The organism is Stenotrophomonas sp. SRS1 (assembly GCF_026130205.1).
Lineage (GTDB): Bacteria > Pseudomonadota > Gammaproteobacteria > Xanthomonadales > Xanthomonadaceae > Stenotrophomonas > Stenotrophomonas rhizophila_B.
Genome location: NZ_JAINFD010000003.1, coordinates 702413 through 718901 on the forward strand (window position 1 = coordinate 702413; position 16489 = coordinate 718901).

The following is a 16489-nucleotide window of genomic DNA, read 5'->3' on the forward strand; positions in this document are numbered from 1 at the left end:
CTCCATGCGAGCTCCCTGGCCGGCCCTGGCCAGGGTTCCCGTGACCCGCCCCCTCAGGCCTTGCATTGCGTTGCCGCGGGACCGGATCCGGCCCCGCGTTGGAACGACTTACCAGCCGAAGCCGGCGCCCACGCCGACCGAGCTGTCATCACTGCTGAAGGCACCGCCCAGGGTCACCGTGGCGCGCTCACTGAGCGCCCGCTGGTAGCCAAGCGACAGCGCCGATTCGCCGCCCTGGAAACCGACGCCGACACCGACGCGGTTCTGGGTACGCACGCCGGCGGCACTGGTGGCCATGTTGAGCATGGCCGCGCTCATCGCGCCCTGGCGATCAATGCGACGGTCCTGGTGACGCAACCGCTGATCGATCTCGCCCTTGTAGATGTCGAAGCTGTCGGCCATCGAGGTGAAACGCTGGTCGGTGTAGCTGTTGGCGGTCGCGATGCCGCCATCCAGCTGGCCCTTGTTGACCGCATCGGTGGCCTGGGTACCGGCGGCGACGTTGGCGACCTGGCGCTCATTGCCGGCACTGCCGACCGAGACCGTGTCGGCGCGGTCGGCGACCGAGCCCTGGCCCAGCGCAACCGAGTTGGCGGCCGACGCGGTCGCGCCCTGGCCGATCGCTGTGGCCGACGCACCGCTGGCCACGGCCCCCTCGCCCATCACCACCGCGTTCACCACCGCAGGTGCTGCCGCCGGCGCGTTGATCGGCTGACTGCTGCCGACACTCGCTGCGGTCGGCGCGCCTTGCACGGTGGCGACGGCGGTGTCGCTTGCGGCAGTGACGACGCTGGCCTCCGGCGCAGCGCTGCCATCCTGCGCTGCGCTGGTGTCCGGTGCTGCGCTGGTGTCCGCTGCCACCCTGGCGGTCGACAGCGAGGCGGTGCGTGCACGTGCACTGCCACTGCTGCCACCGGCAACCCGCTGATCGAGATCGCTGACCTTGCGGTCAAGTGCGCCGAGTGCATCGCCGACGTTGCTGTATGTCGCGCCCTGGATCACATAGTTCGGCGCCACGAACACGCCCTGCATGCCCACGCTGGCGCCGCCGCCGAGGAAGGTGGCGACATCGGTCAGCGACTGGAACAACTGGCCGCCGTTGATCGCCTGGCGGCTGCCGGACGCGATCGAACCGCTGCCGACATTGTCCAGCGTGGTGCCCTGCAGCCCGGACAGGGTCAGCGTGTCGCGGCTGCTGTCGTCGTAGGTCAGCGCATTGGCGGTGACGTTCTCGACCGAGCCGATGCGGGAATCGAACTCACCGACCTGGGTTTCCACTGCCCCCACACGCTGGTTGGTGGTGTTGAGCTGGCCGCCGGTCACCGCGTCGGTGCTGCCCGCGGCAATACGGCCGGCCCCGACGTTGACGATGCGGCGCGTGGCCGGACCGTCGGTGCCGTTGCCACCGCCGACAGAGACCACATTGGCTTCGACCGCCCGTGAGCCGGCACCCAGCGCCACTGCGTTGGCACCGGAGACACCCGCCGCTGAACCGATTGCGATGCTGTTGGCCCCGTTGCTGGCGAACGCACCGTTGCCGATCGCCACACCGTTGGTGGCGTTGGTGGAGGCTTGGCGACCGAGCACGGTGCTGTTGGCGCCGCGTGCCGAAGCATCGGCGCCGACGGCCGTGGCACCTGCCGCGGAAGCGACAGCCGCGGTACCCAGTGCACTGCTGCGGGTTGCGCTGGCGGTGGCACCGGAACCCGCGGCGAGGGCATCACTGCCGCTGGCCGTGGCCACGCCGCTGCCGCTGGCCTGGAAGTGCTTGCCGACCGCATCGGCGGTGGCCGCGACCGAATCAAGCTGCGACTTGGTCACCGCATCGCTGGCATTGACCGCGTCACCGACATTGGTGATGCGGCGCGTCGCCGGGCCGGTGGTGCCGTTGCCGCCACCGACCGAAACCACATTGGCCTCGCTGGTGCGGGCACCGGCGCCGAGCGCGACGCTGCCTGCGCCACTGGCCGACGAGCTGGTGCCCAAGGCCGTGGCATTGATGCCGCTGTAGGCATAGCTGTCCTGGCCGATGGCCGTTGCGCCCTGCGAGGTTGCCCATGCCAGCTGCCCTACCGCCGTGGTGCGTGCGGCGGTGGCCCAGGCATTGGAACCGGCCGCGACGCTGTTCTCGCCACTGGCCTGTGATGCATAACCGATCGCATTGGCGTAGCTGCCAGACGCGGCACTGCCCCAGCCCAGTGCGGAGGCGTAATCACCGCTGGCCTCGGCCCCGTAACCCAGCGCCGTGGTGCGTACGCCACTGGCCGCGCTGAAGGTACCGACGGCGGTGCTGTAGTCACTGGCAGCCTCGGCGCTGTAGCCGAAGGCCGAGGACTGCAGTCCTGCCGCGGTGGCACCGGCGCCGGTGGCCGTGCTGAAGCTGCCCTCGGCCTGTGCGCCAGCGCCCAGTGCAGTGGCGCCCACGCCATTGGCGCTGGTGGCCTTGTCGAGCAGGACGTTGCCATTGTCGTCTTCGTAGTACAGCGCACCGCCGATCGCGGTCGCCGAATCCGCCGTTGCCGACGCATTGAAGCCCGACGCAGACGCATTGCGGCCTGAGGCCAACGCGCCGCTGCCATAGGCCGAGGCCCCGGTGCCGAACGCGTTGGCGGCCTCACCCGCGGCGGTGGCATACGCCCCATCGACATAGCTGCCGACGTCGTCGCCATTACCGCTGCCCGAGGCCTGGAAGAAGCGGCTGGTGGTTCCAGCCACATCGGCGACCGCGTTCAGCTGATCGACATTCACCGCATCCGTGCCTTCGGTGCCGGCGGCGACGTTGGTGATCTGGCGTTGGGCCGTCGCCGTGCCGACCGAGACGGAATTGTCACGGTCCGCAGTGGAACCGGCACCGAGGGCAACGCTGTTCACCCCCTCCGCGCTGGCACTGGCGCCCAGCGCGGTGGCATTGCCTGCATCGGCCCACGAGTTCCAGCCGATCGCGGTGGCGTAATCATCAGTCGCCCAAGCGCCTGCACCGAACGCCGATGCACCCGTTCCCGAGGCGCGCGACGGCAGCAGACCGAAGAAGGTCGTGCCACCGATCGCCACACTCTCATCGCCGGTGGCCTCGGAGTATTCACCGACCGCCACCGCACCCGAGCCGGACGCGGTCGAGGCCGCACCAACCGCGACGGCGTAAGCGTTGGAGGCCACCGCGCCATAGCCCAGCGCGGACGAGAGCTGCCCGGTCGCTTCGCTGTAGCTGCCGAAGGCCGAGGCGCCGGCTTCGGACGCACTGGCGCGGAAGCCATTGGCGGTCGCCTGTTGGCCGCTCGCCGTGGACTGGCTGCCGGTAGCCGTGGCGTAGGCACCTGCGGCCTGTGCGCCGGCACCGGTCGCGCTCGCGCCGATCTCGCTGGCACTGGCACCGTTACCGACCGCGACGCTGTCTTCGCCGGTGGCCTGCGCGTCACTGCCCAGTGCTGCGGCCCCCTCAGCGCTCGCCAGCGCATTGAAGCCCACGGCTGTCGCGTTGTCGGCAACGGCAGTAGCGCCACTGCCCAGCGCGCTGGCGCCGTTGCCGATGGCATTGGAAGCCTCACCGGCAGCAAGCGCATTGTCGCCTTCCACATAGGCACCGGCGTCGCTGTCATCGCTGCCGCTGGCCTGGAAGTACTTGCTGGTGGTGGCAGCGGTATCGGCCACCGCATTCAACTGATTCACGTTCACCGCATCGGTGCCATCGGTACCGGCCGCGACGTTGGTGATCTGGCGCTGCGCGTCGGCACTGCCGACCGACACGCTGTCATCGCGATCGGCGATCGAGTCGGCACCGAGTGCAACGCTGTTCGCGCCGCTGGAGGTCGCCGCATTGCCCAGCGCCGTGCTGTTCACGCCCGGCGACCATGCACCACCGCCAACGGCCGTGGAGTAGTTGCCCGAGGCTTCGGTGGGCAGCAGGCCGAACAGCGCACCACCGACGGCCACGCTGTTCGTACCGCTGGCCAGGCTGCCCTGGCCGGTCGCGGTGCTGTACGCACCCGAGGCTTCAGCATCACCGCCGACCGCCACACTGTTGGAGCCGGTCGCCTGGGCGAAGCTGCCCAGTGCGGTCGCGTTGAAGGCCGAGGCCACCGCATAGCCACCGATCGCAGTGGTGTAGCTGGCCGTCGCTTCCGAGGCGAACCCGTAACCCGCAGAGAGGGTCCCGCTCACCACGCTTTCCGCGCCGACGGCCGTCGCGCCATCACCGCTGGCGCTGCTGAAGTAACCCAGGGCCACCGACTCCTCACCGGCCGCATCGGACAGCGCGCCACCGGCCAGGCTGCCGGCGCCGGAGGCAACGCTGGCCGCACCGGTCGCGGTGCTCTGCTCGCCGGAAGCCAGACTCTCTGCACCAGTCGCCGTTGCGTACTCGGCGGTCGACTGCGCGTTGGCACCGGTTGCACTTGCATTGGCACCGCTGGCGACGGCATTGAAGCCTACTGCACTGGCGTTGTCCGCCAAGGCGAAGGCGCCGCTGCCGATCGCCGATGCACCGGTGCCAGCTGCGAAGCTGCTCGAACCGACCGCAGTGGCGTAATCGCCGTCGGTCGCCGCGTTTGCACCGGCGGCCACGCTCTCCTCGCCACCTGCGACGGCAACACCGTCACCGCTGGCCTGGAACTGGTCCGTCGCGGCGGTCAGCTGATCCAGATTGACGGCATCGCTGCCCTCGGTACCGGCGGCAACCTGCGTGATCTGGCGCTGCCGGCCATCGTTGCCAACCGAGACGGTGTAGGCACGGTCGGCGACGGAACCGGCGCCGAGCGCCACGGTATTGGACGCGCTGGCATTGCTGCCGGCACCGATACCGATCGCGCTTTCACCGCCGGCCACGACATTGGTACCGATGGCGATGCTGTTGATGCTGTTGCCTAGCGCCTGGAAACCGACAGCGACGCTGTTGTCGCCGTAGCCGAAGGCACCGCGGCCAAGCGCGGTGGAACTGCTGCCGCGCGCCCAGCTGTTGTAGCCGATCGAGGTGGACCCGGTACCGCTGGCCCACGCCGACTGACCCACCGCCGTGGCGTTGGCTTCGGTGGCCCACGCACTGGAACCGAACGCGGTGGCGCCATCCGCAGTGGCCCACGCATATGCGCCGGTTGCCGTGGTTTCTTCACCGCTGGCGAAGGCGTTGTCGCCCTGCGCCACACTGTAATCGCCGGTGGCGCGTGCCTTGTAGCCACTGGCCAGGCTGTTGCTGCCGGTGGCCTGTGCGCCACTCCCGAACGCATTGCTGGTGGTGCCGGTAGCCTGTGCACCGGCACCGACCGCCACGCTGTCCGGCGCCGCGGTGGCACCGATCAGGATCGCATTGCCCTGGTCATCGACCAGCGGCTGGTTGTACTCGTCATACGCCTGGCCCAGGCCACCGATAGCCACGCTGCCGTTGCCGGTCGCACTGCTGTTGCGCCCCAAGGCCACCGTGTCGTCGCCGACCGCGGTTGCCCCACCGCCCACGGCGGTGGCACCGGCGCCGAGTGCATTGCTGGCTTCACCGGCCGCCAATGCATCGTCGCCCTCGGCGAACGCACCGACCGCACCGCTGGCCGCACCGTTTGCCTTGAACTGCGCCGAGGTCGCCGAGGCCGAGGTCGCAACCGCATCGAGCTGCGCCTTGTTGACCGCGTCCGTGGCTTCGGTACCGGCCGCGACGCTGGTGATCTGGCGCTCGTTGCCGACGTCACCCACCGAGACCGTGTTGGCACGGGTGGCGGTGGAATTGGCGCCCAGGGCGACGCTGTTGGCGCCGCGTGCGGTGCTGTAGAAACCGACCGCTGTGCTCAGTTCACCGCTGGCCCAGGTCTCCGCGCCCAGTGCGGTGGCGCCCTCGCCGGGGGCGTAGGCGAAGTAGCCCACGGCCGTGGCTTCGGTGCCCGAGGCTTCGCTCAACGTGCCGTTGGCCACGGCGTAGTCGCCGCTGGCGATCGCACCGGCACCTACCGCGGTGGCGGCTTCGCCACTGGCCTGGGTCTGCACGAAGAAGCCCAGGCCCGGCAGCAGATCCGCCGGACCGCCAATGGCGGTACTGCTGTTGCCGGTCGCCACGCTCTGCGTACCGACCGCCGTGGCGTAGTCGCCGGTGGCATTGGAGACCGCGCCGAATGCCGAGGCCTGTGCACCGGATGCGTAGGCACCCACGCCGTACGACGACGACGCGAAGCCCGCCGCTTCCGCACTCGCGCCGACCGCCGTGCCGCCGACGCCGGCACTGGTCGCGCCGGTATCGACCGGCACGCCGCCGTTGGTGATCAGCTGGTTGCCGTCGGCATCCACCGCGGCCCCGCCCACGGCCACGCTGCCCGGGCCATTGGCCTGTGCGTTGGTGCCGAAGGCTGCGCTGTTCTGACCGGTGGCGCTGGCGTTGTAGCCGACGGCCGTCGCGTTCTGCGCGGTGACCGTGGCGCCGCTGCCGAGCGCGGTCGCGCCGTTGGCCAGCGCGTTGGATGCTTCACCGATCGCGGTTGCGTTGTCGCCTGCCGCAAGCGCACCGGCATCGCTGTCGCTGCTGCCGGTGGCCTGGAAGTATCTGCTCGTGTTCGCGGCGACCGCACCAACCTCATCGAGCTGCGCCTTGTTCACCGCATCGCTGTCTTCGGTGCCGTCGGCAAGGTTGGTGATCTGGCGACGCAGGCCGTTGTCCGCATTGCCGACGGACACCGTGTCGACGCGATCGGCGTACGAGCCAGCGCCGAGCGCCACACTGCCTACGGCAACCGCCGCCGAATTCGCGCCGAGCGTCGCACTGAAATCCGCGACCGCGACGCTGAACGCGCCCACCGCCACCGAGGCTTCGCCCGCGCTGGCCGCACCGCGGCCCAGCGAGGTGCTGCCCGGCCCAATGGCCAGCGCACCACCACCGATCGCGGTCGCACCATCGGCGCTGGCTTCGGCCAGACCACCGATTGCCGTTGCCGCACCGTTCTCACTGGCCGCTACCGCTGATGCACCCAGGGCGACATCGCCCAGACCAAATGCCGCCGCGCTCTGGCCGAGCGCGATGCTGGCATCACCGAAGGCCATGCTGCCCTGGCCGAACGAACTTGCACCGAGGCCAACCGCGAGTGCCTGGTTGCCAACGGCCGTGGTGGCATTGCCGATCGCCTGACTGCTGTTGCCCAGGGCCGTTGCGCCGTCGCCATCGGCGTTGGCGCTGGCACCTGCGGCCAGCGCACCCTCGCCATCGATCGTCGCAGCATCGGCGGCGGTGCCGTCACCATCGGCCTTGAAATAGCGGGTCGCGCCTTCGGCGGCGACCGCCACCTTGTCCAGCTGCGCCTTGTTCACCGCATCCGTAGCGGCGGTGCCGGCGGCGACGTTGGTGACCTGGCGCTGCTTGCCGGCATCACCGACCGACACGGTGTTGGCGCGGTTGGTTTTCGAGCCGGCGCCGAGCGCCACGCTGTTGGCGCCGGAGGCGGTGCTGTTGCTGCCGATGGCGACCGCATTGGTGCCCGAGGCTGTGGCGTTGCCGTCGACCACGCAGCTGTCGACGATGCCGCTGTTGAGCACCAGGCAATTCGCATTGCCGCCGACTTCGACCGACTGCGCGTGTGCCGTCTGCACAGCGCCTGCCGCGCCTAATCCAAGCGTCAACGCGATGGCGGCCGAGAGCAGCGCGGTGTTGCGTCCGCCAGCGGTTCGGCGTTGATCGATGACGACACCCGAGGACTGGCTGCTGGCCAATTCCGAGGCGACGACCATCTGCCCCAGTGCTTTGTTCCAGACCTTGCGATAAATCCGATTCATCGATGCGGCTCCTGATTAGGCTGGTTTTAGGCAAAGCGACGCCAACGCCGGACCGCGTGGTCCAACGTCCCCTGGGGGCGTTTTTTCGCTTGATTTACTGCGTTGTGCGCAATGGCTGGCAGATACCTACAGCGTGCTCGCCATCCATGCGGTTACTGTGGAACTGAACGCTGTCGAAATGAGGATGCAGTGTTAACGTACAGTTTCAATGACGTCAAGACTTTGACGTTGATTTTCATATGACCGTGCCGCGCGTCACAAAACCTCCGCGTTATTGCGCATTTTTGTTAGCTGCATGTGATCAAACGATATAACGCATTTTCACGTTGTAACGCTGTGTAACTCATTGCTCCCGATCAGTTTGTGCCCCACACAAAAGAAAACCGCCGGACAGGCCGGCGGTTTCTTCACGCGATTTTCACTCCATCGCATCAGACGCGGTGCGCGGTATCAGCCGCACCATACTCTTGCGTTGCGGAACATCCGCAGCCACGGCGAATCGCCGTTCCAGTCGTCCGGATGCCAGCTGTGGTTGATCGCACGCGGGGTGCGCTCGGGGTGCGGCATCATGATCGTGGTGCGGCCATCGGTGGTGGTCAGGCCGGTGATGCCATCGGGCGAGCCGTTCGGATTCAGCGGGTACTGCGTGGCCACGTTGCCGTCGCCATCGATGTAGCGCAGCGACACACGCGCCGCGGCCTGATCGACCGCAGTGCCGAACACCGCCTGCCCCTCGCCATGCGCCACCGCGACCGGCAGGCGTGAACCGGCCATGCCACGCAGCAGGATCGACGGCGATTCCACCACTTCCAGCAACGCAGTGCGGGCTTCGAACTGCTCGCTGCGGTTGCGGCGGAACTGCGGCCAGTGCTCGGCACCGGGGATGATGTCCTTGAGCTGGCTCATCATCTGGCAGCCGTTGCACACGCCCAAGGCGAAGCTGTCTTCGCGGGCAAAGAACGCGGCGAAGGCATCCCGCAGCGCGCTGCGCTCCAGCACCGAGGTGGCCCAGCCGCGGCCGGCACCCAGCACATCGCCGTAGCTGAAGCCGCCACAGGCCACCAGACCGGTGAAATCGGACAGTGCGACACGGCCTTCGATCAGATCGCTCATGTGCACGTCGAACGAACTGAAGCCGGCACGTTCGAAGATGTTCGCCATTTCGATCTGGCCGTTGACGCCCTGCTCGCGCAGCACCGCCACGCGCGGACGCGCGCCGGTGTTGATGAAGGGCATCGCCACGTCTTCGTTGATATCGAAGGTCAGCTTGGGCTTCAGGCCCGGCGCGTTGAAGTTGCGCGCGATCGCACGCTCCTGGTCGGCGTTGTCCGGGTTGTCGCGCAGCTTCTGCATGGCATGGGTGACCGACCACCAGGCATCGAACAGCGCTTCCCAGCGCCACTCGACCAGGCTTTCGCCCTGCAGCGAGACACGCACCACCGGGGCGGTGGTCGGACGCGCGATGCGCTGCGCGCATTCGGTCAGTGCATGACGTTCGACCAGATCAGCAAACGCGGCGCGGTCTTCCTTGGCGATCTGCACCACCGCACCCAGCTCTTCATTGAACAGGCTGCGGAACGGATCATCGCCCCATGCGTCCAGGGTGATATCCAGGCCCAGGCGCGAGGCGAAGGCCATTTCGCACAGCGCGGCGAACGCACCGCCATCGCTGCGGTCGTGGTAGGCCAACAGCAGGCCGGCCTGGCGCGCATCGCGGATCAGTTCGAAGAAGGCGCGCAGACGCTGTGCATCGTCCAGATCCGGCACGGCACCGGCGAAGGCCGGCAGCGCGGAATGGTCGGCATGCACCTGGGCCAGGATCGAGCCGCCCAGACGCTGCTTGCCGGCGCCCAGGCCGATCAGCCACAACTCGCTGTCCGCGTCACGGTCCAGCAGCGGGGTGAGCTGGCCGCTCGCATCGGCCACCGGCGCGAACGCCGAGATCACCAGCGACACCGGCGACACCGACTTGTGCGCCTGGCCGTTGTCCTGCCACTGCGCCTGCATGGAGAGCGAGTCCTTGCCGACCGGAATGCTCAGGTCCAGCTGCGGGCACAGCTCCATGCCGACCGCACGCACCGCGTCATACAGCAGCGCGTCTTCACCGTGATGGCCAGCCGCGGCCATCCAGTTGGCCGACAGCTTCACCGTTTCCAGTGCATCCACCGGCGCCGCACACAGGTTGGTGATCGCTTCACCGACCGCCATGCGCGCCGACGCGGCCGCATCCAGCAGGGCCAGCGGGGTACGCTCGCCGATCGCCATGGCTTCACCGGCCACGGTATCGAAACCGGCCAGGGTGATGGCGACGTTGGCCAGCGGCAGCTGCCACGGGCCGATCATCTGTTCGCGTGCGGTCAGGCCACCAACGCTGCGGTCGCCGATGGTGACCAGGAAGTTCTTCGAGGCCACCGAGGGATGGGCCAGCACGCGCAGACCGGCTTCATGCAGGTCCAGCCCGGCGGTCTTCAGCGCCGGCCAGCGCGGTGCCGACGGGTGCACGGTGTCGCGGTGCATCTTCGGCGCCTTGCCGAACAGCACGTCCATCGGCAGATCGATCGGGGCATCCACCGGGGTATTGCCCACGGTGGCGCCGTACGCCACGACGAGCCGCTCTTCGGCGGTCGCCACGCCAACGGCGGCGAACGGGCAACGTTCGCGCGCGCACAGCGCGGCGAACTCGGCCAGGCGCGCCTGCGGCACACCGAGCACGTAGCGTTCCTGCGATTCGTTGCACCACAGCTGCATCGGCGACAGCGACGGGTCATCGGCCGGCACCTTGCCCAGATCGATCACACCGCCCACGCCGGAGTCATGCAGCAACTCGGGAATCGCGTTGGACAGACCACCGGCGCCGACGTCGTGGAACCAGCGGATCGGGTTGTCCAGACCGAGCGCGACGCAGCGGTCGATCACTTCCTGGCAGCGACGCTCCATTTCCGGGTTGTCGCGCTGCACGCTGGCGAAATCGAGGTCTTCGGCGCTCTCACCGGAGGCGACCGAGCTGGCGGCACCGCCGCCGAGACCGATCAGCATCGCCGGGCCGCCCAGCACGATGACCGCGTCGCCGGGCTGCAGGCGCAGCTTCTCGACCTGGTTCTGGTCGATCGCGCCGAGGCCACCGGCCAGCATGATCGGCTTGTCGTAGGCGCGGGTCAGGCCCTCGCCTTCGGGCAGTTCGAAGCTGCGGAAGTAGCCAAGCAGGTTCGGCCGGCCGAACTCATTGTTGAACGCGGCGCCGCCGAGCGGGCCATCCAGCATGATGTCCAGCGCCGGGGCCATGCGCGGGTTCAGCGCGCGCGGCGCCTCCCACGGCTGCGGCAGGGTCGGGATGCGCAGGTGCGAGACCGAGAAACCCGTCAGGCCGGCCTTGGGCTTGCCGCCGCGGCCGGTCGCGCCTTCATCGCGGATCTCACCGCCCGCACCGGTGGCCGCACCCGGGAACGGGGCGATCGCGGTCGGGTGATTGTGTGTTTCCACCTTGATGCAGAACGCCGAATCGACCACGGCCTCGCTGCGGTACTGGCCGGTGGCCGGATCCGGGCGATAGCGCGCGGCCGGGAAGCCGGCGACCACGGCGGCGTTGTCGCTGTAGGCGCTCAACGTGTGCTGCGGGGTCTGCTGGTGGGTGTTCTTGATCATCCGGAACAGCGAGTGCGACTGGTCGGCACCGTCGATGGTCCAGCTGGCATTGAAGATCTTGTGGCGGCAGTGCTCGGAGTTGGCCTGCGCAAACATCATCAGTTCCACGTCCGACGGCTTGCGGCCCAGTTCGCCGAAGCGCTGGCGCAGGTAGTCGATCTCGTCCTGGGCCATGGCCAGGCCGAGGCGGCTGTTGGCTGCCTCCAGATCTTCCAGGGCGATCCGTTCCAGCTCACCGCGCGCCGGGGCGCTGAACAGCGCCTGCGCCTGGGCGGTCTCGGCCAGCACGGACTGGGTCATCGGGTCGTACAGCGCGCGGATCACTGCTTCCTGCGCGGCCGCGTCGGCCGGCCAGCCGGCCAGATCGATGCGCAGACCCCGTTCGACCCGGCGGATCGGTTGCCCGGCACCGCGGACCAGCTCGGTGGCCTTGCTCGACCACGGCGACAGCGTGCCCAACCGCGGCACCACGAAGCGCGATACCGCCCCGTCCTCACGCCCGGCCAGGGTCGGCTGGGCTTCCAGGATCCGGCTCAGGATCACCGGGTCCGGGGCCGCATCGCCCTCGGTCTGGATGAAGTAGACATGCCAGGCACCGGTGATGCGCAGATCGGCGGCCAGGGACTGCAGGCGGGATTCAAGACGTTCGCGGCGGAACGGCGAAAGGGCGGATGCGCCCTCGAGGACCATCATGTCCGGGGAACCGTGGTTGGGAACGGGGCCCACTATTGTACCCAAGTCGGCCGCCGCAGCCCGGCTCTGGGGATCGGGCTGCCTGGGCGGCGGCAAAGTGTGTTCACACCCGAACCATGCACTGGTTCACGGATTGCGCGGGGATTACATGACAACGTTATCACCACCTGGCCCCAGCGCCAGGTGCTGTCCGTCCCCCATGTCGTTGCCGGCCTCTCTCACCGGCGCCCGGACCTGCTGCACGCATGCCGCCATCCCGGCGGCATGCGCCCACCTGATCGGAGACCGACCATGCCAGACCCGATTGCGCGCCGTGCAGTGACATCGTTTTCCTCCCCCGCCCTGCTTCCGCGCCGACGGCGCTGGTTGCTGGCGCTGGCCCTGGCCGCTGCCGCCGGCACGCCCACGCTGGTACAGGCCGCGAACTGTACCGGGGTGCCCGAATGGAACGGGGCCGCCATCTACCTCGCTGGCCAGACTCTGCAGAAAGGCGGCGTGCTGTACCGCGCCAACCAGGACATCTGGAACGCCCCGCCCGACCACCCGGCCGGCGCGCCCTACTACACCAACCTCGGCGCCTGCGATGGCAGCGGCAGCAACCAGCCACCCAGCGTCGCACTGACCTCCCCGGCCGCCGGCGCCAGCTTCACCGCCGGCAGCAGCATCACGGTGAGCGCCACTGCCAGCGATACCGACGGCAGCATCAGCAAGGTCGAGTTCTTCCGCGGCGGTACCTCGCTGGGCATCGACACCAGCGCGCCCTACAGCGCGGTCTGGAGCAATGCCTCGGCCGGCAGCCACACCTTCAAGGCGGTGGCCACCGACAACAACAACGCCGTGACCTCTTCGGCCACGGTCAATGTGACCGTCACCGCGGCCAGCAACGACACCACGCCACCCAGCGTCCCGGGCGGGCTGGCGTCCCCGTCCAGGACTGCAACGACGGTGAACCTGGCTTGGAACGCCGCCACCGACAACAGCGGCGGCAGCGGCGTGGCCGGCTACGACGTGTACCGCAACGGCAGCCTGGTCGGCTCGCCCAGCGCCACCCAGTACACCGATGGCGGCCTTGCCGCGAGCACGGCCTACACCTATACCGTGCGGGCACGCGACAACGCCGGCAATGCCTCGGCGCAGAGCGGCTCGATCAGCGTGACCACGGCTGCCGGTGGCGGCGGAGGGGGTACCAAGCGGGTGATCGGCTACTTCACCCAATGGGGCATCTATGGCCGCAACTACCAGGTCAAGAACATCGACACCAGCGGTTCGGCGGCGAAGCTGACCCACATCAATTACGCCTTCGGCAACGTGCGCAACAACCGCTGCGAAGTCGGCGTGACCCAGGCCTCCGACCCGAACACCGGCGTGGGCGGCGATGCCTACGCCGATTACGGCAAGTCCTTCGCTGCCGGTGCCAGCGTGAGCGGCGTCGCCGATACCTGGGACCAACCGCTGCGGGGCAACTGGAACCAGCTCAAGCAGCTCAAAGCCAAACACCCGAACGTGAAAGTGCTGATCTCGCTGGGCGGCTGGACCTGGTCGCGCGGCTTCTCCAGCGCGGCGCAGCCGGCCAACCGGCAGGCGTTCGTGGCCTCGTGCATTGATGCGTACATCAAGGGCAACCTGCCGGTGGCCGACGGCGCGGGTGGCGCGGGCGCGGCGCTCGGCGTGTTCGACGGCATCGACATCGACTGGGAGTACCCGGTGGCGTGCGGGCTGAGCTGCGGCACACCAGCCGACAATGCCAACTTCACCGCGCTGCTGGCCGAGTTCCGCCGCCAGCTGGATGCGGTGCGACCCGGCCTGCTGCTGACGGTGGCGGTCGGTGCCGGCGTGGACAAGATCCGTGTGACCGATCCGGCCAGCTACCACCCGTACCTGGATTTCATCAACGTGATGACCTACGACTTCCACGGCGCGTGGGATCCGCAGACCAACCATCACTCTGCGCTGTTCGATTCACCGGCTGATCCCTCCACCGGCGACCAGAAGCTCTACAACAGCAACGATGCGATGGAAGCCTTCCTCAGCCGCGGGGTGCCGGCCAGCAAGTTGAACCTGGGCATCGGCTACTACGGGCGTGGCTGGACCGGCGTGGCCAGCGGCAACAACGGGCTCTACAAGAGCGCCAGCGGCGCGGCACCGGGCACGTACGAAGCCGGTATCGAAGACTGGAAGGTGCTGAAAAACCTCAACTGGCCGGTCTACACCGACAACGTCGCCAAGGCCACGTGGATCTCCAACGGCACCACGTTCTGGAGTCTGGACACGCCGGCCATGGTCACCGAGAAGATGGGCTATGTGAAAGCACAGGGCCTGGGCGGTGCGTTCTTCTGGGAGTTCAGCGGCGATGATGCGCAGGGCACGCTGACCAAGGCGATCAGTGACGGCTTGAAGTGACACCGTCGCGGGGGACGCTGCCTCGCTGATCGAGCAGGCCGCTCCCCCGCTGACAGAAAAACGCCCCGGCCTGGCCGGGGCGTTCTGTTTTCAGCGGCTGCCGCCTGCCGAGACACGCTCCAGCGCGGCCTTGAGCTGCGCCGGCGGCAGGTAGCCACCGAGCTGGGTGCCGTCGGCGGCGAAGATCGCCGGGGTGCCGTTGACGCCCATCTGCTGGCCGAGCTTGTATTGCATCGCCACCGGGTTGGTGCAGTTCTTCGGGGTGACGGCCTTGCCGGTCTTGGCGGCGGTCAGGGCCTGCTTGCGGTCGGCCGCGCACCAGACCGAGATCATGTCGGTGTAGTCCTGGCTGCCCAGCCCCATGCGCGGAAATGCCAGGTATTCCACCGTGATGCCGTTGCGGTTGAGCTCGGCGATGTCCTGGTGCAGCTTGCGGCAGTAGCCGCACTCGATGTCGGTGAAGACGCTGACGGTGTGCTTGGCATTCGGCGCAGCGAACACGATGCGCTCGTTGTGCGGCACGCCGTCAAGCAGCTTGCGGCGGTAGCTGAGCAGGCCCTGGCTGCTGACCGGCGCCTTGTTCTGGATGTCATACGGCTGGGACTGCATCAGGTAGCGGCCGTCATCGGAGACGTACAGCACCTGACCACCCACCAACACCTCGCGGAAACCGGGGAACGGCGCCGCGCCGATGAAGTCGGGCTTGAAGTTGGGGTCCAGCTGCTGGAGCGCGGTGCGCACGCGCTGGTCGGCGTCACCGGCAGCGGCCGGGGCCGCGGCAGTGGAGTTGGCCGCCGGGGCGGACGGTTGCTGCGCGCAGGCAGTCAGGCTGAGCGCGCCGAAGAGCGCCGCAATGGCAACACGGAGCATCGAGCATTCCGGTGTAAGGAGTCAGGCTGGATTCTCGCACAGCTGCCTGCTCACACAGCTGGACCGCAGTGGAACGGTGACGCGCGGCCGGGTTTTGCGCCGTCTCAGCCGCGCGGGTGATGCTTGGCGTGCAGCTTCTGCAGGTGTTCGCGGGCCACCAGCGTGTAAATCTGGGTGGTGGACAGCGAACTGTGGCCGAGCAGCATCTGCAGGGCGCGCAGATCGGCGCCCCGGTTGAGCAGGTGGGTGGCGAAGCTGTGGCGCAGGCCGTGGGGACTGATCCGGGCGGGGTCGATCCCGGCCAGCACCGCGTACTTCTTCACCAGCCCCCAGAACTGCTGGCGGCTCAAGGGATGCAGGGAGGGCTCCAAAAACATCGGCACGGCGCCGTCCTGTGGCGTCGGCACGTTGCGCTTCCCGGTGAGCTGCGGGCGCGATTCAGCCAGATAACGTTCAAGCCAGTGCTGGGATTCTTCCCCCAGCGGGACCAGCCGTTCCTTGCTGCCCTTGCCGGTTACGCGCAGCACACCTTGGCGCAGGTTCACGGCATTGGCCGGCAGGTTGACCAGTTCGCTGACGCGCAGGCCCGCGGCATACATCAACTCCAGCATGGCGCGGTCGCGCAGCCCGAGCGGCGTCTCGATGTCGGGACTGGCCAACAGTGCATCGATCTGGCTTTCGGCCAGCGCCTTGGGCAGCAGCCGGGGCAGCTTGGGCGGATCCAGCAACGCGCTGGGGTCATCGCTGCGCTCGCCGCGGCGAACCGCATCGGCGAAGAAGGCCCGCAGCGCGGAAAGCAGACGGGCATTGCTGCGCGGCGACCAGCCGTGGCGGGAGCGCCAGGCCAGGTAGTCGAAGAGCCCGGCGCGATCGAGACCGGCCAGTCCCCCGGCCACGCCATCACGCCAGCGCGCGAGGCCTTCGAGATCGCGCCGGTAACTGTCCAGACTGGCACGCGCGAGGCCGTGTTCAGCCCAGGCGGTGTCGAGGAAGCGCTGGATGCGCACGTTGTCATCATCGCGCAGCTCGGGCAGGTGCTGGATGAGCTGGCGGCGCAGTGCGGGGGTGGTGGCGTCGGACATGGCCACAGCATACGGAGCAGCGGATGGATGGGCCATCGAACGCGGGCAGCGGGCCGGGTATGCTCCGG

General features: G+C 68.5%; 5 protein-coding genes. 1 reads left to right on the forward strand and 4 read right to left on the reverse strand.

What is annotated here, in order from left to right:
- Positions 1–108 precede the first annotated feature (108 nt).
- Complete coding sequence (locus tag K4043_RS14025) at positions 109–7734, reverse strand: ESPR-type extended signal peptide-containing protein (RefSeq protein WP_265309665.1); 7626 nt, start codon at positions 7732–7734, stop codon at positions 109–111.
- Between the two features lie 450 nt (positions 7735–8184).
- On the reverse strand, positions 8185–12069 hold the full coding sequence (gene purL / locus K4043_RS14030; protein ID WP_265309666.1) for a phosphoribosylformylglycinamidine synthase: 3885 nt from the start codon (positions 12067–12069) through the stop codon (positions 8185–8187).
- A gap of 291 nt (positions 12070–12360) precedes the next feature.
- Between purL and K4043_RS14035 the strand changes: the two genes are divergently transcribed.
- Positions 12361–14469 (forward strand): glycosyl hydrolase family 18 protein, encoded by a 2109-nt coding sequence (locus tag K4043_RS14035; RefSeq protein WP_265309667.1) that lies wholly within the window; start codon positions 12361–12363, stop codon positions 14467–14469.
- Positions 14470–14559: 90 nt separating this feature from the next.
- Here K4043_RS14035 and K4043_RS14040 read toward each other — a convergent pair whose 3' ends face one another.
- Both K4043_RS14040 and xerD read right to left on the reverse strand, forming a co-directional pair.
- Complete coding sequence (locus K4043_RS14040; protein WP_265309668.1) at positions 14560–15339, reverse strand: thioredoxin fold domain-containing protein; 780 nt, start codon at positions 15337–15339, stop codon at positions 14560–14562.
- Positions 15340–15443: 104 nt separating this feature from the next.
- A complete protein-coding gene (gene xerD, locus K4043_RS14045; RefSeq protein WP_123728303.1) occupies positions 15444–16421 on the reverse strand; it encodes a site-specific tyrosine recombinase XerD in 978 nt (325 codons plus the stop codon).
- Positions 16422–16489 lie beyond the last annotated feature (68 nt).

Bases quoted from the DNA above. Each gene is read 5' to 3' on its own strand.
- K4043_RS14025 (WP_265309665.1), bottom strand. From the start codon at position 7,734: ATGAATCGGATTTATCGCAAGGTCTGGAACAAAGCACTGGGGCAGATG.
- purL (WP_265309666.1), bottom strand. From the start codon at position 12,069: ATGATGGTCCTCGAGGGCGCATCCGCCCTTTCGCCGTTCCGCCGCGAA.
- K4043_RS14035 (WP_265309667.1), top strand. From the start codon at position 12,361: ATGCCAGACCCGATTGCGCGCCGTGCAGTGACATCGTTTTCCTCCCCC.
- K4043_RS14040 (WP_265309668.1), bottom strand. From the start codon at position 15,339: ATGCTCCGTGTTGCCATTGCGGCGCTCTTCGGCGCGCTCAGCCTGACT.
- xerD (WP_123728303.1), bottom strand. From the start codon at position 16,421: ATGTCCGACGCCACCACCCCCGCACTGCGCCGCCAGCTCATCCAGCAC.